20 protein-coding genes and 1 pseudogene are annotated in these 22,801 nt (G+C 44.7%); 16 read left to right on the top strand and 5 right to left on the bottom strand.

The features are described 5' to 3' along the window. Positions 1-8 precede the first annotated feature (8 nt). From pucL to MHB37_RS06655, 7 genes are all read left to right on the top strand, one after another. Positions 9-959, top strand: a complete 951-nt coding sequence (gene pucL, locus MHB37_RS06625; protein ID WP_076305467.1) for a factor-independent urate hydroxylase — start codon at positions 9-11, stop codon at positions 957-959. Next, complete coding sequence (gene uraH / locus MHB37_RS06630) at positions 959-1,333, top strand: hydroxyisourate hydrolase (RefSeq protein WP_076125436.1); 375 nt, start codon at positions 959-961, stop codon at positions 1,331-1,333. Before pucL ends, uraH begins: the two co-directional genes overlap by 1 nt. Positions 1,334-1,366: 33 nt before the next feature. Beyond that, a complete protein-coding gene (locus tag MHB37_RS06635; RefSeq protein ID WP_076305466.1) occupies positions 1,367-2,761 on the top strand; it encodes an allantoinase in 1,395 nt (464 codons plus the stop codon). Next, positions 2,758-4,014 carry a M20 family metallo-hydrolase gene (locus tag MHB37_RS06640; protein ID WP_076305465.1) on the top strand — a complete coding sequence of 419 codons (1,257 nt, stop codon included), beginning with the start codon at positions 2,758-2,760 and terminating at the stop codon, positions 4,012-4,014. The genes MHB37_RS06635 and MHB37_RS06640 overlap by 4 nt, the downstream gene beginning before the upstream one ends. Before the next feature lie 34 nt (positions 4,015-4,048). Next, entirely contained in the window at positions 4,049-5,281 is a 1,233-nt protein-coding gene (locus MHB37_RS06645) for an alanine--glyoxylate aminotransferase family protein (protein ID WP_076305464.1), read from the top strand. Positions 5,282-5,520: 239 nt separating this feature from the next. After that, a complete protein-coding gene (locus tag MHB37_RS06650) occupies positions 5,521-7,332 on the top strand; it encodes an adenine deaminase (RefSeq protein WP_370510813.1) in 1,812 nt (603 codons plus the stop codon). A 358-nt stretch (positions 7,333-7,690) separates the two neighbouring features. Beyond that, on the top strand, positions 7,691-8,143 hold the full coding sequence (locus MHB37_RS06655; protein WP_076125508.1) for an IDEAL domain-containing protein: 453 nt from the start codon (positions 7,691-7,693) through the stop codon (positions 8,141-8,143). Between the two features lie 92 nt (positions 8,144-8,235). Here the strand turns inward: MHB37_RS06655 and hemH are convergent, their stop codons facing one another. Next, positions 8,236-9,249 (bottom strand): ferrochelatase, encoded by a 1,014-nt coding sequence (gene hemH, locus MHB37_RS06660; RefSeq protein ID WP_175617361.1) that lies wholly within the window; start codon positions 9,247-9,249, stop codon positions 8,236-8,238. 450 nt (positions 9,250-9,699) lie between these two features. Here hemH and MHB37_RS06665 point away from each other — a divergent pair, with 450 nt between their 5' ends. Both MHB37_RS06665 and MHB37_RS06670 read left to right on the top strand, forming a co-directional pair. Continuing rightward, positions 9,700-11,997 carry an FMN-binding protein gene (locus tag MHB37_RS06665; RefSeq protein WP_405169064.1) on the top strand — a complete coding sequence of 766 codons (2,298 nt, stop codon included), beginning with the start codon at positions 9,700-9,702 and terminating at the stop codon, positions 11,995-11,997. A 197-nt stretch (positions 11,998-12,194) separates the two neighbouring features. After that, positions 12,195-13,151, top strand: a complete 957-nt coding sequence (locus tag MHB37_RS06670; RefSeq protein ID WP_036680004.1) for a 3'-5' exoribonuclease YhaM family protein — start codon at positions 12,195-12,197, stop codon at positions 13,149-13,151. 69 nt (positions 13,152-13,220) lie between these two features. On the opposite strand, the gene MHB37_RS06675 is transcribed toward MHB37_RS06670, so the two are convergent. Further along, a complete protein-coding gene (locus MHB37_RS06675) occupies positions 13,221-13,877 on the bottom strand; it encodes a 3'-5' exonuclease (protein ID WP_076125424.1) in 657 nt (218 codons plus the stop codon). A gap of 111 nt (positions 13,878-13,988) precedes the next feature. Here MHB37_RS06675 and MHB37_RS06680 point away from each other — a divergent pair. From MHB37_RS06680 to MHB37_RS06695, 4 genes and pseudogenes are all read left to right on the top strand, one after another. Further along, positions 13,989-14,504, top strand: a pseudogene (locus MHB37_RS06680) (TerD family protein); the annotation flags it as partial. Positions 14,505-14,615: 111 nt separating this feature from the next. After that, positions 14,616-15,287, top strand: a complete 672-nt coding sequence (locus MHB37_RS06685; protein WP_256716638.1) for a VWA domain-containing protein — start codon at positions 14,616-14,618, stop codon at positions 15,285-15,287. Between the two features lie 183 nt (positions 15,288-15,470). Continuing rightward, complete coding sequence (locus MHB37_RS06690; RefSeq protein WP_076302163.1) at positions 15,471-16,088, top strand: DNA-3-methyladenine glycosylase; 618 nt, start codon at positions 15,471-15,473, stop codon at positions 16,086-16,088. Between the two features lie 22 nt (positions 16,089-16,110). Beyond that, the gene (locus tag MHB37_RS06695; RefSeq protein WP_076185389.1) at positions 16,111-16,821 is read left to right on the top strand and encodes a DNA alkylation repair protein; all 711 of its coding nucleotides are present in this window, start codon (positions 16,111-16,113) and stop codon (positions 16,819-16,821) included. A gap of 27 nt (positions 16,822-16,848) precedes the next feature. On the opposite strand, the gene MHB37_RS06700 is transcribed toward MHB37_RS06695, so the two are convergent. Together MHB37_RS06700 and MHB37_RS06705 are read right to left on the bottom strand one after the other, a co-directional pair. Then, complete coding sequence (locus MHB37_RS06700; protein WP_076136267.1) at positions 16,849-17,541, bottom strand: PspA/IM30 family protein; 693 nt, start codon at positions 17,539-17,541, stop codon at positions 16,849-16,851. A 59-nt stretch (positions 17,542-17,600) separates the two neighbouring features. After that, complete coding sequence (locus tag MHB37_RS06705; RefSeq protein ID WP_038569266.1) at positions 17,601-17,819, bottom strand: PspC domain-containing protein; 219 nt, start codon at positions 17,817-17,819, stop codon at positions 17,601-17,603. A gap of 286 nt (positions 17,820-18,105) precedes the next feature. On the opposite strand from MHB37_RS06705, the gene MHB37_RS06710 reads away from it, so the two are divergent. Continuing rightward, complete coding sequence (locus tag MHB37_RS06710; protein ID WP_076125416.1) at positions 18,106-18,519, top strand: zinc ribbon domain-containing protein; 414 nt, start codon at positions 18,106-18,108, stop codon at positions 18,517-18,519. Between the two features lie 292 nt (positions 18,520-18,811). Here MHB37_RS06710 and MHB37_RS06715 read toward each other — a convergent pair whose 3' ends face one another. Then, entirely contained in the window at positions 18,812-19,915 is a 1,104-nt protein-coding gene (locus MHB37_RS06715) for an endospore germination permease (RefSeq protein ID WP_076125414.1), read from the bottom strand. A 145-nt stretch (positions 19,916-20,060) separates the two neighbouring features. Between MHB37_RS06715 and MHB37_RS06720 the strand changes: the two genes are divergently transcribed. Together MHB37_RS06720 and MHB37_RS06725 are read left to right on the top strand one after the other, a co-directional pair. Next, entirely contained in the window at positions 20,061-21,575 is a 1,515-nt protein-coding gene (locus MHB37_RS06720; RefSeq protein WP_076282262.1) for a spore germination protein, read from the top strand. Continuing rightward, positions 21,572-22,795, top strand: a complete 1,224-nt coding sequence (locus MHB37_RS06725) for a Ger(x)C family spore germination protein (RefSeq protein ID WP_076125410.1) — start codon at positions 21,572-21,574, stop codon at positions 22,793-22,795. The genes MHB37_RS06720 and MHB37_RS06725 overlap by 4 nt, the downstream gene beginning before the upstream one ends. Positions 22,796-22,801 lie beyond the last annotated feature (6 nt).

The following is a 22,801-nucleotide window of genomic DNA, read 5'->3' on the forward strand; positions in this document are numbered from 1 at the left end:
TGTCAGCCATGCTGGAACCAATTAACGGACGTACAATGTTTTATGGAAAAAGTGATGTGCTAACTTATCGTACCTATGCTAAACCGCTGGCCGTTACCCCCGTTCCCGAATCTTCCTTCACGGGATGCGACAACATTATATTCGCACATAATATTACATTCGCAGTCACGGGCGAAGCGTTTCTTCCTTCTTTTTCAGAGGGGAATAATTCCATGGTTGTTGCTACCGATTCTATGAAAAATTTCATCCTGCGCAATACCGCGGACTACACTGGAAGCACAACGGAGGGGCTACTGCAGCTTCTAAGCAGCCGTTTTCTCGATAAATACGATCATGTCACCGCAGTTTCAGTTTCCGCAGACCGGTTACCTTTTGAACAGGTGATGGTGCCCGGGGTTGAGGGGCTTAAACAGAGTCATTTAGTACTGCGTCACTCCAATAATGAATCTTATTCGGCTTCGTTAACTATAAAACGTGGAGAGAATGGGACTGAGGTTATCGCTCATGAATGCCGATTGAAGGATTTACAGCTGATAAAAGTGAGTGGAAGCTCGTTTTATGGATTCGTCCGTGATGAGTATACAACATTGCCGGAGAGCTTTGACCGTCCGCTTTATATTTTTCTGAATATTAACTGGACCTACAGTGATGTTCAGCATGCTCTGGATGGAGATCTAGGCCAATATGTGGCATCGGAGCAGGTTCGCGATATCGCCCATAGCGCTTTTCATGAGCTGAACAGTCCATCAATCCAATCGTTGATTTATCAAATTGGGCTGCGCGTATTGTCCCGTTTTCCACAGCTGGCTACCGTTTCATTTGAGTCCAATAACCGGACTTGGGAAACCATTGTTGAGCCTGAAGAAACTAAAGGTGGAGTCTTCACCGAACCTCGTCCACCCTATGGTTTTCAGGGCTTTTCTGTCAGCCGTGCAGATCTGGCCGGAGAGACAGCGTAATGAGCGGGCGTCTTACCACCCATGTGTTGGATCTGTCGCGGGGGATTCCTGCTACAGGTCTGACGCTTCAGCTCTGGAAGCTTACGGATGGGATGAGCAAGCTTCTGTGTGAAGAAGTCACGAACAGTGACGGGAGGCTGGATGCTCCGCTGCTGGAGGGAAACGAAATGGAGTCTGGATGTTACGAGCTGCTGTTTATGGTTGGCGATTACTACCGTAGAGCGGATGCCAAAGCGTCAGCAGACACTCAACGTGAGATGCCTTTTTTTCTAGAACAGATACCTATTCGCTTTCATATAGAGAGCTCCATGCAACACTACCATGTACCTTTGCTAGTAGCACCTGGTGGATATAGTACGTATCGGGGAAGTTAAGAGAAAGTTGACGACCGGAGGAGGTGGCAGCTCATGAAGGAATCCTATGAACTTGTGATTAAGAACGGGAATGTAGTGCTGCCCGATCAGGTACTCAAGCTGGATATTGCAGTATCAGAGGGTAAGATTGTCGCACTTGGAGAGGAACTTTCGCTTGCGCCGCTAACCAAAGTCATCGACGCAGATGGGTTCTATGTGCTCCCCGGTATGATTGATATGCATGTCCACTTTAATGAACCAACGTTTGGACATTGGGAAGGCTTTCGCAGCGGTTCTGCGGCGCTGGCAGCTGGCGGCTGCACAACCTACGCAGATATGCCGCTTAACGGCAATCCACCTACTGTGAACGAGGCTGGGCTTCGTCAAAAGGTAGATGCTGCGGCTGGAAACTCTGCCGTTGATTATGTGCTGTGGGGTGGGCTCGTTCCCGGCAATCTGGATGATCTAGAAGTTTTGGCAGCCGCTGGCGTCACTGGGTTTAAAGCCTTTCTCTCCAATCCTGGAGGGGAGGGCGAAGGCAGATTCCGTGAAGTGGATGAGGATACACTCTATCAAGGGATGCAGCGAATCGCTTCTCTGGGCGGGATTCTGGCGCTGCATGCAGAAAGTGAGGCTATCACGGCGGTGTTGACCGCAGATGCAGTGCGAAATGGCAGAACCAGCGCAAGTGATTTTGCGGCTTGCCGCCCTGCTGAAGCAGAGCTGGAGGCAGTGTCCAGGGCGCTGCTGTACAGTGAACGTACGGGCTGCCGGTTGCATTTTGTTCATATCAGCACGGCCGCCGCCATTGAGAAAATCTATGAAGCTAAGCTTCGAGGTCTGGACGTTTCGGCAGAAACCTGTCCACATTATCTGGTCCTCACTGAAAATGATATGAAGGCTTTAGGCCCTGTGGCGAAGTGTGCGCCTCCGTTGCGAAGTGCGGTGGAGCAGGAGAAGTTATGGGAGATGCTGGCCCAAGGCAAAATCGATCTGATTGCTTCGGATCATTCCCCCTGTCCAACGGAATTGAAGGTGAAGCCGGACTTATCTTTTTTTGCAGCTTGGGGTGGGATCTCGGGTGCGCAGAGCAGTTTGGAGCTTATGTTCCATGAAGGCGTGAATGTGCGGGGTTTGGATGTTACATTAATTTCCAGTCTGCTCGCAGGGCAACCCGCAAAACGTTTTGGAATAGAGCATCGTAAAGGCGCTATAGCCCTAGGTCTAGATGCCGATCTAGTTCTGCTGAATCCAAATACAACCTATACGCTGACTGCGGAGGATTTATTGTATCGCCACAAGCACAGCCCCTACATCGGAAGAACTTTGTCCTGCAAAGTAGTTGCTACGATCTGTCGCGGGAATGTGATCTATACCTCTGAAGAAGGAGTGATCAGTGAGGGAGGTGGACAGTGGCTGCGAATTAGGAAGGAGCAGTACAGCCTATGAATGATTGCAGAGTTCAAGCATCGACTCAGAAACTGCTGGAGCTGCTGGAGGAGCTGGCGGCATTCAGCACACCTGGGCCAGGAGTTACTAGACTGCTATATACGGAGGAATGGAGCCGGGCGCAGATTTTTTTGCGGGAAAAAATGGCTGGGTTCGGCTTAGAAGTTTCCATAGACAAGGTTGGCAATGTATATGGACGATTGAGTGGATGCAATCCGCAGCAAAAGGTTATTTTAACCGGATCGCATATCGATACTGTAGTCAATGGCGGAAAATATGATGGTGCCTATGGAATCGCTGCGGCTATGATTGCGCTTCAAGATTTGCAGAGGAACTTTGGCCAGCCGCAGCGGACGCTTGAGGTCGTATCTTTTTGTGAAGAAGAGGGGAGCCGATTTCCGCTTGCTTATTGGGGTTCGGGCCATGTCACGGAAAGGTATGACGGAAGCGAGGCCGAGACCTGTATGGATGCAGAGGGAGTGACATTACAGGCAGCAATGACGGAATCCAGCTTCTTACAGGACATAACGGAGGAGGAAGCTTCTAAGCGGACTGGAGTCAGAAATGATATTGGTGCTTTTGTAGAACTGCACATCGAGCAGGGGATTATTCTGGAGAAGACGGACACTCAGATAGGCGTAGTTCAGGGGATTGTTGGCCAGAGACGATATGTGGTCAAGGTCAGTGGTATTGCTAATCATGCAGGCACGACACCGATGTTTATGCGGCAGGATGCACTGGCTAGTGCGGTTGAAATGCTGTACGTGCTTGAAAGTGCTGCTAAAACTACTGGTGAACCTCTTGTAGCAACCTCGGGTAAGCTTGAGGTGTATCCGAATACGCCAAATGTGATCCCGGGTGAGGTTCTTTTTACACTAGATATCCGCCATAGTGAAGAGGACGAACTGGAACGTTTCTGTGAGAAGCTTCTTGCGGAATGTAATGAAATTGCTGTTAAACGTGGGGTGACTCTTGAGGTTACATCCGTGCTCAATACAGTCCCTGCGCCTATGGATATGAAGCTATCTGCAATGCTGGAAAATATCTGCCGCCAACAGGGGAAGACGTACCGCATGATGGTAAGTGGAGCGGGACATGACGCCCAGCTGTTTGCGCCGCGTTGCCCTACTGCGATGATATTTGCGCCAAGCCGAGCTGGGATCAGCCATTCTCCGGAAGAGTATACTTCCCCTGAGCAGCTCGTTGCTGGGCTTGAGGTTCTGACTGCGATGTTATATGAGTTAGCTTATTAAAAAGAGTTCGCCGAACTTTTAAGGGAGGATCATCATGAAGCGTTATGAAGATTTGTCGCCGTCCCAACGCTGTATTATGACTCCGGGTCCGGTCGAGGTAGATCCGCGTGTACTGCGGGCGATGTCTTTTCCGGTGCTGGGTCAGTTTGATCCAGAGTTCACCTCTATTATGAATGAAACGATGGAAATGCTGCGGGAGCTGTTTGCTACTCGTAATTCATGGGCTTACCCTATCGATGGTACCTCCCGTTCTGGAATTGAAGCTGTGATGGTTAGTTTGATCCTGCCGGGTGAGCGTGTGCTGATTCCGATCTTTGGCCGCTTCGGACATCTATTGCATGAGATTGCTGAAAGATGTGGCGCTGAGGTGTTCGTGTTGGAAAAGCCATGGGGGAGTGTGTTTGAGCCGGATGAAGTGATAGCAGCTATGGAGACTTTTAAGCCACATGTGGTGGCAATGGTTCATGGGGAGACCTCTACAGGACGTGTGCAGCCACTCGCGGAAATCGGTAGAGCTTGCCGCCGGATGGATGCTTTATTCATAGTTGATGCAGTTGCAACCATTGGGGGCATTCCTGTCGAGACAGATGCTTGGATGTTGGATGCCGTCGTTGGCGGTACACAGAAATGCCTGTCCGTCCCTTCCGGAATGGCACCGATAACGTATAATGATCGTGCTGAAGCTAAGCTCATGACCCGAAAACGAGTAGAACGCGGGATTAGAACAAGTGATGTCCAGCCAGGTGACTTATCTTTTGTCCGCAGCAATTATTTCGATCTCAGCATGCTTCAGGATTACTGGAGTCCACAACGTCTCAATCATCATACAGAGATGACCTCAATGCTTTATGCACTGCGGGAGGGCTTGCGGCTTACCCTTGAAGAAGGGCTGGATGCCCGATTCGCCAGACATATCCTCCATGAAAAAGCACTTGTAGCTGGATTAACAGCTATGGGTTTAGAACTATACGGGGATCCTTCCTGCAAGCTTACTGTTGTTACCTGTGTGCTGATCCCTGAGGGGATAGATGGGGAAGCTGTCCGTTCGCTGCTGCTGGGGCGGTTCGGAATTGAAATTGCCAGTTCTTTTGGACCGTTAAAGGGAAGGATCTGGCGCATCGGTACGATGGGTTTTAGCTGTCGTGAGAATAACGTGTTGCGGCTGCTTGGAGCGCTGGAAGCCGCATTACAGCGTCATGGATTTAAGGGGCCTTGCGGGTTTGGGGTTCAGGCAGCACTTGACGTATATGAGGCAAAAGTAAGATAATCGTTGGAATAGAGCGGATGGCGGGAGAGTAAAAACAGGGGCATGTCCGGATGGTTCGGACAATCTTTGGGAATAAGTAAACGGCTATCATCTACAGGGATGATTGAGCCGTTTTTTCTTACAAATACAGACCTGCGCAACTATATTATCCTAGGCTTAATAGTTAGGCAATCCTCTATGATACGGATCTATTCACTACATCAAGACAACACTTGGATACTAACGGGGGAGAGATGAAGATGACAACTTTTACAAGAAAGCCTTTAGCAGATTGTGTACCTGAGCTTGTGGCTACGGCAAGAGGCGATAAACCGGCAACACTGGTAATTACAGGTGGAAAGCTGGTCAACGTATGCTCTGGTGAAATTCTAGAAGGAATGTCTGTTGGTGTTCAAGGTGGACGAATTGCTTATGTTGGTAAAGATGTGACACATATGATTGGCGAAGGAACGCAAGTTATTGATGCGAACGGCAAGTATATAGCTCCGGGATTGCTCGATGGCCACTGCCATATTGAGAGCACCCAGCTAACCGTTACTGAATTTTCCCGCGCTGTTCTGCCGCTTGGCACAACAGGTGGTTTCTTTGATGCGCATGAGATTGCTAATGTATTCGGGCTGAAGGGTATTCAATTGATGCTGGATGAGATGCGGGGTACGCCTTTAGCTGCTTACATGCAGGTGGCTTCTTGTGTACCTGCAGCAGGTGCGGAATTCGAGACAACGGGTGCCTCAATTGGTCCTGAAGAAGTTGCTGAAGCTTTTACTTGGGGCAAAGATGTGATTGCTCTGGGCGAAGTGATGAATTTCCCTGGCGTTGTTTACGGCGATGAGAAAATGCTTGGAGAGATTCAAGCTACGCTGCGGGCAGGCAGATTTGTTGACGGTCATTTCACATGGCCTTCCAGCGACTGGAGACTGCCAGTGTATGCTGCGGCAGGGGTAACTGGTGATCATGAGTGTGTTACAGCAGACGATGTGATTGAGCGCGTTCGACTGGGGATGTATGCCAAAATGCGCCGGGGCTCGGCTTGGCATGATGTTGCCAAGACCATCACCGCTCATACAGAGCGTGGACTTGACCCGCGTCGCATGATGCTGGTTACTGACGACCGCAGCTCGGAATCGTTACGGGACGAAGGTCATATGGATTTCGTTGTTCGCCATGCGATTGCTCAAGGCGTGAAGCCAGTAACAGCCTTCCAAATGGCAACTATTAATACAGCAGAGCGTTTTGGGTTGTCTCAGGATATCGGATCTATTACTCCAGGTTCTTTTGCGGATATTATTCTGCTGGACGGGAATTTGGCCGATGTTCACGTGGTACTTACGATTGCCGCGGGTGTAGTAGTTGCCGAAAACGGTGTGATGACGGCAGAGCTTGCTAAATTCACATATCCAGAGGAAGTTTTGGCTTCGGTTCATTTGCCGCAGCGTCCTACCGCCGAAGATTTTATTATCGCGGCTCCAATTGAAACAGGGGAACTTACTACAAGAGTTATTAAAGTAAGAGAAAATCATGTGGAGACCATTGAACGTATGGTTTCGGTACCTGTAGTGGCAGGGCAGCTGGATGTAAATGCTGTAGAGGGTCTGTGTAAAATCGCTGTGCTCGAACGGCATAAAGGAACAGGAAATAAATCAGTGGCTGTTGTGGAAGGCATCGGTTTTAAAGAACCGGCTGCTATCGCAATGACTGTTGCTCATGATAGTCATAATGTACTCGTCATCGGCAATGATAATGAGCTAATGGCCAAAGCTGCGAACGCGGTGGCGGACGCTCAGGGTGGGGTCGCTGTAATTACATCTAGTGGAGAAACGTTATTCCCGTTGGCCATTGCAGGCCTAATGTCTACAGAGCCATTTGAAATTGCTGCTGAGAAATCAGCTGCGATCAGCAAAGCGTTGTATGATGCCGGCTGTACTTTGAATTACGCGTTTATGACTTTATCGCTGCTTGCTTTGGCGGTTATCCCAACGTTACGTATCACAGATAAAGGACTCGTGCGGATTTCACCCGAGGGAATACAGTTAGTGCCATTGTTTGTTTAAGTGAATTAACTGAAGTATAATCCTAATGCAAAAAACTGTTCTGAGGTCATAATGACCCTTCAGAACAGTTTTTTTTGTTTAAATATAAGAAAGCAAAAGCTTCACATGATGCGTAATCTTTATACATCCTTTTGTAATGAACAATAATATTAAACAGATTTTTAGAGAATGAAACATTTTTCTGAGCGAAATCCTAAAAAAATATAAATAAAGCATAGTCAGGTGACGATAATAATGTTAAATTAGATAAAATTAAAGTGAATTAATGGAGTTAATTTTACATTAATGGCATATAAAGAATTATAGATAATGGCAGGTTTCGAATAACCCAACTAAGAGGGACGAGGTGCATGGAGAGATGATCAGACTAGAAACGCAAGATATTTTGAATATTAGCATGAAGCAAATTGCTACTATTTTTAAGATGAAGCCGCTTGAACTGAGATTTGTCACCGATTTTCAGGGTGAGAAATATCTCTTAACTAATGATAAGTTACACCTCAACAACCAGCAATATTGGGCAAAGGTTATGGAATGTGTCTTTGATGATCATGTTAGACCTGTGTTAATGTGTGAGGTATTATATTTCCTTCGTAATGAATTTCTGGAAAGTGACATTAAGTTATGTTTTTCTTATGATTACGCAGAGGATGGGAATGGCGCAGCTACGGCTACGGCTGAAGTATCCTTTAATGACTCAGCAGATTTACAGCCGAGTGAGATTGCCGAGCTGATTGATTTTGCGTTGACCTTGCAGGACAAGCAGTGGTTCCATGAACTGACTACGAAATATAAGCAGCTTACAGCATAAGTATCCTTTCGATTCTTCATGCTTAACAATTGATATAGCTAACCGTCTTGTCTGCAACAGAAATGATCTGTGGACAAGACGGTTTTTTTGATTTACCATCCTTGGGCGTTTTTTTCTACATGTTCAGCCAAAAAATCAAGCCAATCCTCATGGTCATTCAAACAGGGGATTGCCATAAATTCCTCTGCTTGTCCTCCACCAGCCTCGAATTGTTCTCGTCCTTCTATGGCTAGCTCATGCAGCGTTTCCAGACAATCGGTCACAAGACCCGGTGAAAAAATCAGAGGCTTACGTATTCCTCGTCCGGCAAGCTCTCCCAGAACATCCGCAGTAGAGGGTCCTACCCATTCTTCTCGTCCGAAACGTGATTGAAAACTAAGCTGCCAGCGTTCGGGCTCCCAATTCATAGCAGAAGCAAGAAGATGCGCGGTTTCCATACATTGCTGCGGGTAGGGATCGCCGGTATCCGCATACCGTTTGGGAATCCCATGGAAGGTCAGTACAAAATAATCAGGTTCTTTGCTCAGAATCTCCATTTGACGCAGTAGGTGTGACTTCAAGGCTGAAATATAACCGGGCTCATTATAGTAGGCATCAATAAATCTTAGAGCCGGAATCAGACGTTTAGTTACAGGTCCAGTGGAGCTTTGGCGACCTAAGGCTGCAAAGCTGGCCTGATCGAATACGGACGCGGTAGTCGTGGACGAATATTGCGGAAACAGCGGTACAATGATAATTCGGGTAACTCCGGCGGTGTCGAATTTCGCCATCGCTTGCTCCATGCTGGGTTCGCTATAAGCCAATCCAAGCTCTACCTGATACCGTGGACCCAGCAGTTCTTGTAATCCAGATTGCTGAGCTAAAGAGTGAAAGAGCAATGGTGATCCTTCGGTTGTCCATATTTGACTGTACAGCTCAGCGGACCGGCGTGGACGTGAACGCAGAATGACACCTCGCAGCAAAGGCTGCCACAGCAGAGGAGAATAATCTATGATTCGGCGATCTGATAAAAAACGTTTCAGATAAGGCCGTACAGCTTTTGCAGTTGGTGCAGTAGGGGTGCCGATTTGGGCGAGTATAACTCCAATAGGTGGCTGTTTGCTCAAAGCACAGAACTCCTTTCCCATATAAGAGATCGTTCTAAAATAGCATAGCTAGCCTTGAATGCACAGTTATTGAGATCACTTTGCGCGTATAAATTAAATTTAATCGCAAATAGTGATGTTTCTTATAGGGTGTGTGATTTTCGATACAGAAGAACCGCAGAAAGGTCTGGTAGTATCAAACCAGAAATTGATGGAAAACGGGTGTAAGTGTTTTTATAGTAACTTATGTGAATTATTTCACCTTTTATACAGCTTTGTGTTAAAAGGAAGAAATGAAATAGATTCAAGCTATTTTTTATTGAAAATCGAGCCTGCATAAGCATGAGAGGGGGGATTAGTTCTTATGAAGAGAGAAGTTATGCTTCATAAGAAGAGAAGGGGCATCGTACGAAAAAGGTTTGGTTAACAAAAAGCTACATATCACTGGGGTTTGGTAAAGGAGAATTTTCATTGAAAAAACTAATTTCTTTAACGGTTAGCGCGGCTATATTGTTAGCGCCGTTTGCTTACACACTTAATGTGCCTGCTGTAAACTTGAAGGTGGATGCAGTATCGGCAGCCTCCGAAGAAGCGGATGCACCGGCAGCAAAACCAACAGCAAAACCCACGGCAAAACCAGCAGCAACACCAAAAGCAACGGCAAAACCGGTAGCAACACCAAAGCCAACGGCAAAACCAACAGCAACGCCAAAGCCAACGGCAAAACCAACAGCAACACCAAAGGCAACAGCCAAACCAGCAGCAACCCCAAAAGCTACAGCAGCACCAGTAGCAACCCCAAAAGCAACCGCTGCACCAGCAGCGACAGTAGTACCGGCGGAAACTGTTAAGCCTGTGGCTACAGCAAAGCCTGTTACAGTTAATGAAAACGTATACCAAGATGGAGTTTACGTAGCTTATGGCGATGCATACTCCAAAGGCACGGAAGGTGCCAAGATCGAAATTAAAGATGGTAAAATTACTAGCATTGAGCTTTTGAGAACCAGTCCTAAGCTGATTGATAGAGATGCTCGTAACAATTATAGTGCTTTATGGCAAGCTTATGGATTGATGAAGGATAGATTGCTTGGCAAAACAAGAGATGGAGCAGCGGCAGTTGATGCTGTTTCGGGAGCTACCCGCTCCAGTAATGGCTGGAAATTGTCTGTAGATAGAGCGTTTGAAAGAGCTCTGACAGTGAAAGATACAAATGCCGTTTACTTTGATGGAGTTCATATGGGCGTAGATCCTACAGGTAAATATTCTGTGTTCGCGACCTACGAATCCAACAAGCTTACAGATGTTAAAGTGAATCCTATGAACAGCGCTGGTGATTTCATTGAGGAGAAAGCTTACACAGCTGAGCAAGCGGCAGCGGTTGCAGCTATAGCTCCAGCCTTGCTGGCCAAAGGAACAGAGGCACAGCCTGTTGCAGGTCTTGAAGCCGACTTTAAAGCAGCGATTAACGCTTTCTGGGATGCTGAGCAGAATGCAATAATCAACAATACATCTGCTTATGTAGACGGATTCTATTCCTCTTATGGTACGGCAAGAAGTGTTGGCGTTGAAAGAGCCGACATCGTGATTCGCAACGGTAAGTTGGTTGATGTGAAGCTGTTTAGACTTGGCAACAACCTGATTGACAGAGGGGCAACAGCTTATGCGGAAGTAGTAAAAGCAAATGCTCCTATGACAGCTAAGCTGCTAGCGAATGGTTCATATATCGCTAACTATGATGAAAAGGTTGACGGAATTTCCGGAGCTACGGAAAGCAGTCACAGCTGGAACCAAGCTGTAGAAAGAGCATTTGAGAAAGCGCTGAAGGTTCCTGCTGAAGGTCAATATTTTGACGGCAAATTTGCCGGAGTAGATAACCAATCTAAAGTACTGCTGCTAGTTGATGTTGATGCAGATGCGGTAACAGGCATTAAAGTAAGTCTGTTTGGAGCTGACGGCAAGCTGATTGCTGACGATAAACTGAGTGCAGAACAAAAAGGATGGGTAGCTACACTCACATCCGGGCTGTTAGAAAAAGGTGTGCAAATGGCCGATATTACAGGCCAAGAAGCATTGTCGGCAGCAGCTAAAGCAGCACTGACAGATGCTTTGAACAATGCATCCAAAGTCCAAGGAACCTATAAAGACGGAACCTTTACTGCATTTGGTGATGCTTATGATAAAGGAACGAACAGAGCGGACGTTACCCTGCGTAACGGCAAAATCGTAAATGTAGCCTTGTACCGTGTAGGAATGAACCTTGTAGATAGAGGGAACGCTGCTTATCCTGAGGTGGTAAAAGCAATTCCTCAGTTGACGGCTAGCTTCCTCGCAGCAGGGACTAGAGAAGGTGTGCAGGAAGTAGATGCTGTGTCTGGTGCAACTAGCAGCAGCGTGGCTTTGAAGACTGCGGTGGATAGAGCATACGGAAAAGCTGAGGTTGTAGAAGCTAATAAAGCGGCTTATTTCGATGGAATCTTCATTGGTGTAAGTGCCGATAAGCTTGTAAATGTTATGGTGAATGTAGAGTACGGTGTTCCTGTCAAAATGCTTGTTTATTATTTGGATAAAAACGGAAGTGTAAGAACAATCAATCAGTTAACGGACGCGGAGCTGGCAGTGAAAGGTGAAATCGAGTCGACATCGACCGGATACAGCCTGCACAAATATGGTTACCGTCCAGCAGCCTTCGGAAAAAATGATGCAGAGAAAGAAATATCCGCTAAAGCGGTAGAAGCTATTAAATCAGCGCTTGAATCGGCTGGTAAATAATTATCGTTTTATAATAAAAGGAGGATATTCCAGTGCCAGAATATGGCCGGGGAGTAGCCTCCTTTTTCAAATATTCTTGGCTTGTACATAAATATGAAAATAGATCGTATAGTGATTTAAAGGGATTTTGGAGGTGAGTGTCTAAAGTTTAATATAGAGAGCAGGCCAAAAGCCTGTTATTAATAGGAGGCTCCAACATGACACAAATTAAACAGCTCGCTCCACAAGATGAATTTGTTGGCTTTTATCTTTTAAGAGAGCTGGCAATTAAACAAACGAACGGCACTCCTCCAAAAGATTATTTTGACATCGTTCTGGGGGATTCCACTGGACAATTATCTGCGAAATATTGGGATGCCAGCACAACCGATAAAGAAACTTTTTTTCCTATGGCGCTTGTGAAGGTACGCGGGATTGCTCATACTTATCGTGAGAAATTACAAATAAAAATTACTAAAATCAGGTTGGTTAACGATGAGGATGGTGTTGCACTTACGGATTTCATCCGTTCTGCCCCAATTCGTCCAGTAGACCTTATTCATACGATTAAAGGGGTTATGGCAAGTATTTCAGATCCGGAAATTGCTTCGATTGTCTCTTTTTGTGTGGGTAAAGTGGAAGAGAAATTGATGCATTATCCGGCAGCCAAAACACATCATCATGCTTATTTTGCCGGACTTGCTTATCATATGGTGCGTATGCTGGAGATTGGTGATTTTCTGTGCAAGCAGCGTCCGTTCTTGAATCCAGATCTAATGAAGGCAGGAATCATTCTGCATGATATCGCGAAGCCGGAGGAGATGGTCTCCCAGCTTGGGATTGTCTCGGAATACAGCGTTCAGGGCAAGTTGATTGGCCATATCTCGATGGCGTCTAACTGGATCACGGAAGCGGCTATCCGTTTAGATATTGATTTGAATTCGGAAAAGGTTATGGCGTTACAGCATCTCGTATTGTCACATCATAATTTGGGCGAATGGGGTAGTCCTGTTCAGCCACAGACAGCTGAGGCAGTCGCTCTGCATCATATCGATGCGATGGATGCGAAGCTGCAAATGGTGGAGGATGCTTTGGATACCACACCGGAGACCGAGGAATGGACACCGTTCATCAGAGGTCTAGAGAATAAGGCTGTGTATCGTTTGAAGATTTAAGAGATACCCTGTAAAAAAAACCCCCAATCAGCAGAAAGCAGCTGGTTGGGGGTTTTTGATGTTCTTTGGTTATTTGGACAAAGTGGCGCGGCTGCTATAAATGGAGGGTTTATGTTTAGTGCCTTGTTTCTTAGCAGGCTTTTTCGCGCGAGTGGAAAATGGGGTATACCCGCCGGCAAACATCGTTCCGCTAGTATATCCTTGACTGGCAGAGAGCAATAGAGGATCATAGTGCTCCTCCTGCTCCATAAGTTTTACTAGAATTGCAGCGGCTGCGCGTGCGTCATCCAAGGCATCATGGTGTTTTAGCGTAATGCCGAAAAACTCGGAGACTACATTAAGTTTATGGGAGGGCAGGTCGGGCAGCATTTTTTTGCCTAATAAATAGGTACATAAGTATTGAAAGCTTGGGTAGCTCAGGGACATTCCATCGAGACAATAACGCAGGACACTCATATCAAAAGCAGCATTATGCGCCACGACGATTTGTCCGTGTAGTAACGGTTCAACGGTGGGCCACAGTTCTTGAAAAGTAGGTTGCCCGATTACCATTGATGGCGTGATGCCGTGTATCGAAATGTTCATGCCATCAAACCGCTGCTGCGGGTCAATTAGCCAAGAATGCTCTGCGGTTATATTTCCAGCTTTAACTTCCACAAGTCCCAAGGCACATGCGCTGGATCGACTGGAGTTCGCGGTCTCAAAGTCAATTGCTATAAAGTCCATTCGTAAAGCTCCTTATCTATCATATATACGTTTCATATTAAAGTAGTAAAATGATAAATACAATCTAGTGAATCACAATGAGCTGTTCAGTAAAAATAAGGAGATGATAGAGTGCGGCTTATAAAGGGGCAAAAGGTGGATATTACGAAAGGGAGAAACGTGAACAAGCTTTTGCTGAAATTTGGGTGGATGACTGCTGATACTAGAATTGGCATAGACTCTGCTGCTTTTTTACTGTCAGAACAGAACCGTTGCGAACGCGATGAGAACTTTATCTTTTATGGTAATCCGTTGTCTATAGACGAAGCTGTAACTCATTCTGTCTTACAACAAGGGGATAAAGAAGCTATCGCCATTACATTTTCTCAACTTCCTAAGGATATTACTAGAATAGCTTTAACTTTAACGATCTATGAAGGAGAAAAATTAGGACACTCTATGAAGCAAGTAACCTCTCCTTATCTACGCTTAGTGGATGCTGCTAGCGGTGAGGAATTATTCGTTTTCGAGTATGGCTCTGACCTGTCGACGGAGACAGCTATTGTGGTTGGAGAGCTATATCGCTATGGCCCAGAGTGGAAATTCAGTGCTATTGGTAGTGGCTTTGAGGGAGGATTGGCTGCGTTATGTACAAACTATGGGCTCGTTATTGAAGAAGAGGAAGGGAACCCTGAGGTAGCGGCCACAGCTGAGTTAACCCTACCTTTAGAGACGATCCGTTATGAAGAGAAGAATGTACTGTCCTCTATTGATTTACGTAAAAAAATTGTTCAGATTACCTTAGAAAAAAAGAATCTGACAGGAGTCATTGCAAGGGTAGGCGTTGTCCTGGATATTACAGGATCTATGAGAAATCTTTATAATAATGGAACCGTTCAAGAAGTAGTTGAGCGTATATTAGCCGTTGCCTGCAAATTTGATGATAACCAATCGTTAGATGTTTGGGTGTACGATACGGAGTTTAGCCGGCTGCCACCTGTGACAGAGCAGGAATTAGGAAGATATGTGTTTACACATATTTTAAATAATCGTACCATTCATAAGTTTGGCCGCAATAATGAACCGCCAGTAATGGAGGATATCATTAAAAAATATACGGAGGAAGAACCCGATTCTACACCGGTATTTATCATATTTATTAACGATGGTGGTGTAGTGAAATCCACTAAAAATGTGATTATGGCTGCTTCGGTCCAACCGATTTTCTGGCAGTTTGTCGGAATCGGTAACTCGGATTTTGAAGTATTGAAGCAACTTGATACGATGAAGGGCCGTTTGGTGGATAACGCCAATTTTATTCATCTGGACCACATTGAAAAGGTGACTGATGAAGATCTGTATGATCAGCTGCTGAATGAATTCCCCTTGTGGCTAAGCGCAGCGAAAGAAAAAAGAATCCTGCGAACATAAAAATACATTACTGAAAATGAATAAGCCTGTGCGTTACTATAGGCCATAACCACCTATCTTAGGAGGTATTATGGCTTTTTTAGTTTCGCTATCTTGCTATTCTATTCAACAATCCTTACACTGCCAAATAGGTATTGTATATTAGGATTAGGGTCATCACTATCAGATACGGGAGGAAACACTTTGAGCAGCGTAGTTACTAAGTTTTTTGATTATGGGCAAGAAGACATAGATTATCTCCGAAGTGTGGATCCAGTACTTGGCGCAGCTATGGCACGGATGGGCAGAGTGGAACGTGTAATTATACCGGATCTTTTTGCTGCGCTTATCTATGCTATAGTAGGACAGCTTATTTCAGTAAAAGCGGTTCGGACCATTTGGAACAGAATGTTGGCTCAGTTCGGAGACATCACTCCGCAGCAGTTAGCCTTACATACGGCGGATGAGATTCAAAGCTGTGGGATGACGATGAAAAAGGCACTATGTATCCATGAGATTTCCAATTTGGTCGCTCAGGGTGATTTTAAGCTGGAGGAATTGCCTGGGTTATCAGATCAAGAGGTTATACAAAAACTTATGACGTTAAAGGGCATTGGCAAGTGGACGGCAGAAATGATGTTAATCCATTCTATGGAACGACGGGATGTGGTCAGCTGGGGAGATATTGCGATTCGTCGGGGGATGATGAAGCTATATGGACTTGATAAGCTTACCAAAGATCAATTTGAACAATACCGGCTAAACTATTCTCCTTTGGGTTCTGTGGCTTCTATATATTTATGGGAAATTTCATTTGAATAATGGACGGGTAAGGAGTACTACTATGGAAAAAACAATAAGAGAACAGCTATTGAATTTGGCAGATGTGGACTACCAAAAGTTTTCTGCGGCCTTAATTCCGACGATAGATAATGTTATAGGCGTCAGGCTACCGGAACTGCGCAAGCTTGCCAAAATCATTGCAAAGGGTGATTGGAGAGCCTATTTGGAGCATGCCGAGACAGATTATTTTGAAGAAGTGATGCTGCAAGGTATGGTGCTTGGCTACGTGAAGACAGATCTTGAAGAAATCCTACGTTATATCGCTGACTTTATTCCCAGAATCGATAACTGGTCGGTATGCGATAGCTTTTGCACAGGCCTGAAGTTTACCGTAAAGAATAAAGAACGGGTATGGGAGTTTATAATGCCGTACTTATCATCAGATAAAGAATATGAGATCCGATTTGCTGTGGTAATGCTGCTTAATTTCTTTATTGAAGAAACGTATATCAGCCGGATTTTACCATTGCTCGATAAGGTCAGTCATGAAGGCTATTATGTAAAAATGGCGGTTTCTTGGGCGCTTTCGATTTGTTATGTGAAATTGCCAGAGCCTACGATGAGTTATTTGAGAAACAACAGCTTAGATGATTTCACTTACAACAAGGCTTTGCAGAAAATCACGGAGTCTTATCGCGTGGATCCGGAAACGAAAAAATGGATTCGTGGGATGAAAAGAAGTAAAAAACAAACCCCTTATTCAGCACAATAGCTGAGTAATAAGGGGTTTGTTGTCTATTTATTTTTTCTCAGTGTTTACTTCAGTGTTAGTTTTACGGTTGCGGATTCGCTCAATTTCGATGTCAACAGCGCTACGCAGGTTAGGATCGATGGAAGGACTTATTCCTGTGCCTGTATTGAATTTATTTTTGGAGTTTTCCGCCAATGCTTCCCACTCGAAAATCTTCTCTTCCATACGTTCGAAGCCTTGTGAAGCTGATCCTACATTTAGACCTTTCGTAGAACTACGTGGAGCTGAGTGGAGTGTTTCTGTGGCTTGTTGAGCGCGAGCGATAAGCTCAGTTCTTTTCGCTTTGAGATGTTCACGCTCTTCTTTAGCTCTAGCGATATTGATCTCAAGCTCTGCCAGGGATTGCTTAGTTTGTACTTGGCTATTTATGGACTCTTCCAGCTGTTCCACGTACCGTAACTTGGCTATGAGTGCCAGGCGAGCTCTTTCTTCATTTCCTTGCTCAACTGCTTGAACGGCTTCGGCTTCACTTTGCTCTACTAACTGAGTATATTCTTGCTTGCGGCGTTCCAACACACTGGCTGTTACTTGTAAATCACGCTCATTGCGTTCCGCCTTAGCAATATCATTTTCAAGATCACGTAAATACTGACCTGTCAGCAATACCGGGTTTTCTAATTTATTTAGACCTTCGTGTAGGGCTGCTTTAGTAATTGTGGAAATTCTTTTTAATAGACTCATGTTCTATCTCTCCTTTTTTATGGCTATATTAGGGCTGGCTTGTATTAAACGACGATTAATTAATAGAAATCATGTCCATCTGAAAAGCTGTTAAAAGGTTCTTTAGGAACGATGATACTAGCGATGACGTAGAAGATAAGTACTGTTCCGAAGCTGAACAATGCTGCGGCAACAGCAACAAGACGGATTACTGTAGCATCAATACCAGACCAACGAGCAAGACCTCCGCACAAACCACTTATCTTCTGATCACTTTGGGAACGATATAATTTTTTCATTTATTGTTTTCTTCCTCTCGTATGGGTGTGATTGTTATTGAATCCTGCAACCCGTTTGCTTATGTACTCATTCTAATGTCTTTTTGCATGCGAAAAAACGGCCTGAAGGCGGTTTTGTATACCAGACCTGAGTCGAGGTTCGTTCCCGCAGGAAGGCGGGGAAAGGGTTAGTAAATCGGTTATAGGCTACAAACCATGGACGAAGTTAGGTACAATAAAGAAAGGAATACTTCTGGCGGTGTCGAAATATGCTTATATATGACTACTACGGAATTGGGGGCTGAATATGAGTTTTTTTAACAAAGTAAAAGCAGGGGTAAGCGAGGCTGGGAATAAAGCAAAAACAGTGGTGGAGATTAACCGGTTGAAGCTGCAAAATAACGGTAAGCAAAATGATATTGACCAGCAGTATCAGGTCATGGGCAAACTGTTATTTGAAGCCGTAACTCAAGGTGCAGGACCACTGCCAAGTGAGCAAATCGAGACTAATATCAATCGTATTCTCGAATTGAAGGCGGAGATTGAGACGAACCTTCAGCAAATAGCTGAGTTGTCCGATGTAAAGCATTGCAAAGCATGCGGTGGGAATGTGGCGATCGAGGCACGCTTTTGTCCGGCCTGCGGATCCACTTTTGAAGTGGCAAAAGAACCTGTCAGTGATGTAACTCCATCGTCGTTTTCTTTGGATAAGAAGGAATAGAGTTACTTCATACAAGAAACTTATGAACAAAGAGGCTGTCTCAAAAGTAGTGAATACTACTTATGAGGCAGCTTCTTTTTTAGTAAATAGTCTATAAGCGGATTCTTGCTTTAGCCAATAGACTATGGGCTACGCACACAAAGTATTCTATGCCATTAGGTTGGGCGGCGGAATATTCACTTTGTGAATTTCAGGGAGAAATTCCCCAATTATTTTAGTGGAGCGTAATTAGATCATTAAGCGGGATTCGTATCTACAATCTTAATTTCACTTATTCACAATCTAGTGTCGTTTAAACCTTAGAAGCGTGGCGTTTCTTAAATTTATACACAACTAGCAATATAAGCGGCAGAACAAATGCACAGGTGAAATCCCAATCTACCCAGTAGGCGGGGATCTCCTTCACATAGAAAATGATGTCTTTGGCAATCAGCTGTGACATGCCGAATAACAAAAATCCAGTGGGGATGATCAGAGGACGGTGGCTTTTGAGTTTAAATAATTGGGCTGTACCTAAGGTTAAAGCATAGTAATAAACTGCAGTTTTGAAGTATGTGCTGATAATCCATGCTGTAGCCATAAGCGCTTCAATACGTTGCAGAGAATTAGCAATATTAATTTTTTGAGCAAGAATATAAGCGGCATAAAATTGATGTTCAGAAGCGTAAACACCTAGAACGGTAAGGGAAAACAATAAGATGAGGTTAAGGCCCAGAGCTCCGATGATCAAGGCTATGAAAATATCCCGGCTTGTTTTGCCATTTTTCTGAGCATAAGGATATATCATTAGAAACACGCACAATTCGCCAAAAGGATAAAAAACACCATACATCAAAGTATGAAGCATGTCCGGTACTGGTGTGTTCAAGATGGGGTATAAACGTTCCATTTTGACATCGGGGGTCAGCAGGAGCAGCAGACCGATTAAAAAAACTGCAAATAAAGGGAAAAAAAGCTGAGCTGCCCGGCCCAAGGTTTCTAGGCCAAGTCGTACCCCATATACCAGCAGGAAAATGGCCATGAAACGAATAACCCCACCGGGTGTTTTCTCGTAAATCTGTGTACACATGAAATCTTCAATTTCTCTTATGTAAGTGGCGGCGGCAATCAGGAAGAACACTAAATAGAACAAGGCTACAGCAGATCCGATCCATTTCCCTAAAATTTGTAGGCTAAGCTCGATAATATTCTTGTTCGGCTCAAGGTCTGCTAAGCAGAGTAGCAGTTTTATGGTCACTAGACCCAAGGGAATACTAATCAAAGCAGCAATCCATGCATCTTGTTTCGCTCCTGATATCATTAACGCCGGATACACAAGCGCCATATCCCCAATAAATGTGAATAGCCCGAGTATAATCATTTGATTGGTACTAATTCGATCTTTCTCCAAACTCATATACCCCCTCAAATTTATTGGACTAGTTTTAGTATGGTTGTAGTTACCAGAATTATGCCATCCCGATTTTTTAATCCGAAGGAATAATTATCATAATTAACATCAAACTATACTCATCTATCTATGGAGAAGTGGAGGTTGCATCATGAAAGATACGGAGATTGGTACATTATCAAGCCGGTTGGAAGTTAATATTGCTAATTTGTACCAATTGATGGGGGAAAGCTCTGATGTAGTCATAAAAGAGTTGCAGATAGAAGAAAACACTCATATTTCTTTGGTTTACATAGATGGTCTTGTGGATACTCAGGTGCTGCATAATTCAATTTTGTATTCCTTGCAGGAACACATTCCTTACGAACAGCTGAGGGGGCTTTCTCCCGAGCAGAAGTTTGAGATGATTAAGAAACAGATATTAATAGCCGGCGATATAGCCGTCATTGACGATTACAGCCAATTTATTCATCATTTATTGTCCGGTAATATAATGCTGCTGCTTGACGGGTTATCCAGCGCTCTGCGGATCGGCTTACCAGGCTGGGAAGATCGTAATGTAGGGGAGCCTAGCTCACAGTCGGTTGTTCGGGGTCCAATGGAAGGATTCACTGAGAATTTACGGACGAATACGGCACTGGTTCGGCGAAAAATCAAAGATAGCCATTTATGGCTGGAAACCGTTCAGATCGGAAGGGTGACTCAAACCAGCGTATCCATTATGTATCTAAGTAACATTGCGAATAAGGAACTGGTGCAAGAGGTAAAGCGCCGTCTGAATAAAATAGATACGGACAGTATTCTCGAGAGTGGATATATTGAAGAGTTTATTCAAGAGACGGCAGTTACACCTTTTCCTACCGTATACAACAGTGATCGTCCAGATACGATTGCAGCGGGTATTTTGGAAGGAAAAGTGGCCATTCTTGTTGATGGAACTCCTTTTGTACTGTTGGTGCCCACATTTTTTGTGGCATTTTTCCAGTCAGCTGAGGATTATTACCAAAGGGCCGATATTGGAACATTGCTGAGATTAGTTCGTTTTATTTCATTTTTTATTACTTTGCTTGCCCCTTCATTGTATGTTGCGATTACTACCTATCACCAGGAGATGATACCGACCAATCTTGTAATCAGTTTAGCTGCCCAGCGGGAGAGTGTTCCTTTTCCTGCTTTTATTGAGGCGCTGATCATGGAAATGACTTATGAAATTTTGCGGGAGGCCGGGGTGCGGATACCCAAAAATATTGGTCAGGCGATTTCCATTGTCGGAACGCTGGTGATAGGACAAGCCGCGGTAGCAGCGGGTTTTATTTCATCCGCAATGGTCATTATTGTATCGCTAACAGCCATTTCTAGTTTTGTTATTCCGGAGACAGGAATGTCTATTGCTGCGCGGATGATCCGTTTTGTGCTTATAGCTTTGGCCGGATTTATCGGATTATATGGAATTCTCTTCGGTATTTTCATCATCGTATTGCATTTGTCGAGCCTGCGTTCTTTCGGAATGCCTTATATGAGTCCGCTCGGACCGTATAATTCCAAAGATTTAAAAGACTCTATTTTTCGCTTTCCGTGGCCGTTTTTAAAGACAAGGCCTGCTGAGAATAAGACGCAGAACCTGTTTCGTCAAAGCACATCCAGTGATAAGGAACCAACAAAATGAATAAAAAATTAGTTAGAGGCGTTCTTCGATTAATGATAGCTCTCCAATTTACGTTAGTGCTAAGCGGCTGTTGGGAAAGAAATGAGCTGAATGAGATAGCTTTTGTCTTGGGGATAGGGATTGACAAGGCAGAAAAAGGTTATACCGTTTCGATGCAGGTCGTTATTCCATCTGCGATTTCCTCTCAAACGAATGGAGGAGGGGGAGGCAGTGGAGTCCCAGTGGTTGTATATAAATTTACTGTACCTACGTTTTATGATGCGCTGCGTAAGCTGAATCTGGATAGCTCTAGGTCAAGTTATCTCGGTCATATCCGGGTGTTGGTGATTGGGGAGGAGCTTGCCCGCACCGGAGTGGGTGAGATACTCGATGTATTTAAAAGAAGTCGGGAACCCCGGATGGATTTCTACGTTATGGTTGCCAGAGATACAACCGCCAGCAATGTCTTGAATGTCCTTACACCTATGGATAAATTACCAGCGAACAAATTATTTAGTTCCTTGGATAATTCTTATAAAGATTCAGCAAAAACAGTCGCTGTTACACTGGATGATTTTATTGAGAATTTATTGTCTGAAGGCGAGAATCCTGTGCTAACCGGAGTGAAAATTATAGGCGATCCCAAAGATGGAGAGGACAAAAGCAATGTAGAGCGAACAATGCCTAAGGCAAGATTGGAATACCATACTGTAGCTGTATTCAAAAAAGACAAGTTGATCGGTTGGCTAACCGAGGGAGAAACGATTGGTTACAATTATATCAACGATAAGGTAACCGCACATTCTGGCCCGATCGCAGGGGAAGACGGAAAGCCCATTGTAATCGAAGCGATCCAGGCTACAACTAAACGCAAAGTGAAAATCATTAATGGGGAGCCGCATATTTACCTTAGTGTTAAGACGCTTTGCAATATTGAAGAAGTGCAAAGTGTAGAAAATTTGGAATCGGAAAGCACTATAAAACGTTTGGAAAAGGAAACAGAGGAGCGGATTATAGAGCGGATGCAAAAAACTGTGGAGCATGTAAATGATCGTTTCAATGTTGATATTATGGGATTCGGACAATCGATCTACCATGCCAGCCCTAAAGCTTGGGCAAAGCTGCAGCAACAAAAGGGGGACGATTACCTTAAATCATTGCCCATCCATTACAAAGCCTCAGCAGTTATTAACCGCGTGGGTCTCACAGATAATTCTTTTCTTGAAAAAATCAAGGAGTGAAGTCAG

It is taken from the genome of Paenibacillus sp. FSL H3-0286, from assembly GCF_045040705.1.
GTDB classification, from domain to species: Bacteria; Bacillota; Bacilli; order Paenibacillales; family Paenibacillaceae; genus Paenibacillus_AQ; species Paenibacillus_AQ odorifer.

What these genes read in the sequence shown, in the direction of transcription:
- MHB37_RS06640 (WP_076305465.1), top strand. Translation starts at nt 2,758, where the DNA reads ATGAATGATTGCAGAGTTCAAGCATCGACTCAGAAACTGCTGGAGCTG.
- MHB37_RS06635 (WP_076305466.1), top strand. Translation starts at nt 1,367, where the DNA reads ATGAAGGAATCCTATGAACTTGTGATTAAGAACGGGAATGTAGTGCTG.
- MHB37_RS06675 (WP_076125424.1), bottom strand. Translation starts at nt 13,877, where the DNA reads ATGGACTTTATAGCAATTGACTTTGAGACCGCGAACTCCAGTCGATCC.
- MHB37_RS06650 (WP_370510813.1), top strand. Translation starts at nt 5,521, where the DNA reads ATGACAACTTTTACAAGAAAGCCTTTAGCAGATTGTGTACCTGAGCTT.
- uraH (WP_076125436.1), top strand. Translation starts at nt 959, where the DNA reads ATGAGCGGGCGTCTTACCACCCATGTGTTGGATCTGTCGCGGGGGATT.
- MHB37_RS06700 (WP_076136267.1), bottom strand. Translation starts at nt 17,541, where the DNA reads ATGAGTCTATTAAAAAGAATTTCCACAATTACTAAAGCAGCCCTACAC.
- MHB37_RS06720 (WP_076282262.1), top strand. Translation starts at nt 20,061, where the DNA reads ATGAAAGATACGGAGATTGGTACATTATCAAGCCGGTTGGAAGTTAAT.
- MHB37_RS06715 (WP_076125414.1), bottom strand. Translation starts at nt 19,915, where the DNA reads ATGAGTTTGGAGAAAGATCGAATTAGTACCAATCAAATGATTATACTC.
- MHB37_RS06695 (WP_076185389.1), top strand. Translation starts at nt 16,111, where the DNA reads ATGGAAAAAACAATAAGAGAACAGCTATTGAATTTGGCAGATGTGGAC.
- MHB37_RS06645 (WP_076305464.1), top strand. Translation starts at nt 4,049, where the DNA reads ATGAAGCGTTATGAAGATTTGTCGCCGTCCCAACGCTGTATTATGACT.
- MHB37_RS06710 (WP_076125416.1), top strand. Translation starts at nt 18,106, where the DNA reads ATGAGTTTTTTTAACAAAGTAAAAGCAGGGGTAAGCGAGGCTGGGAAT.
- MHB37_RS06705 (WP_038569266.1), bottom strand. Translation starts at nt 17,819, where the DNA reads ATGAAAAAATTATATCGTTCCCAAAGTGATCAGAAGATAAGTGGTTTG.
- MHB37_RS06670 (WP_036680004.1), top strand. Translation starts at nt 12,195, where the DNA reads ATGACACAAATTAAACAGCTCGCTCCACAAGATGAATTTGTTGGCTTT.
- pucL (WP_076305467.1), top strand. Translation starts at nt 9, where the DNA reads ATGCTGGAACCAATTAACGGACGTACAATGTTTTATGGAAAAAGTGAT.
- MHB37_RS06725 (WP_076125410.1), top strand. Translation starts at nt 21,572, where the DNA reads ATGAATAAAAAATTAGTTAGAGGCGTTCTTCGATTAATGATAGCTCTC.
- MHB37_RS06655 (WP_076125508.1), top strand. Translation starts at nt 7,691, where the DNA reads ATGATCAGACTAGAAACGCAAGATATTTTGAATATTAGCATGAAGCAA.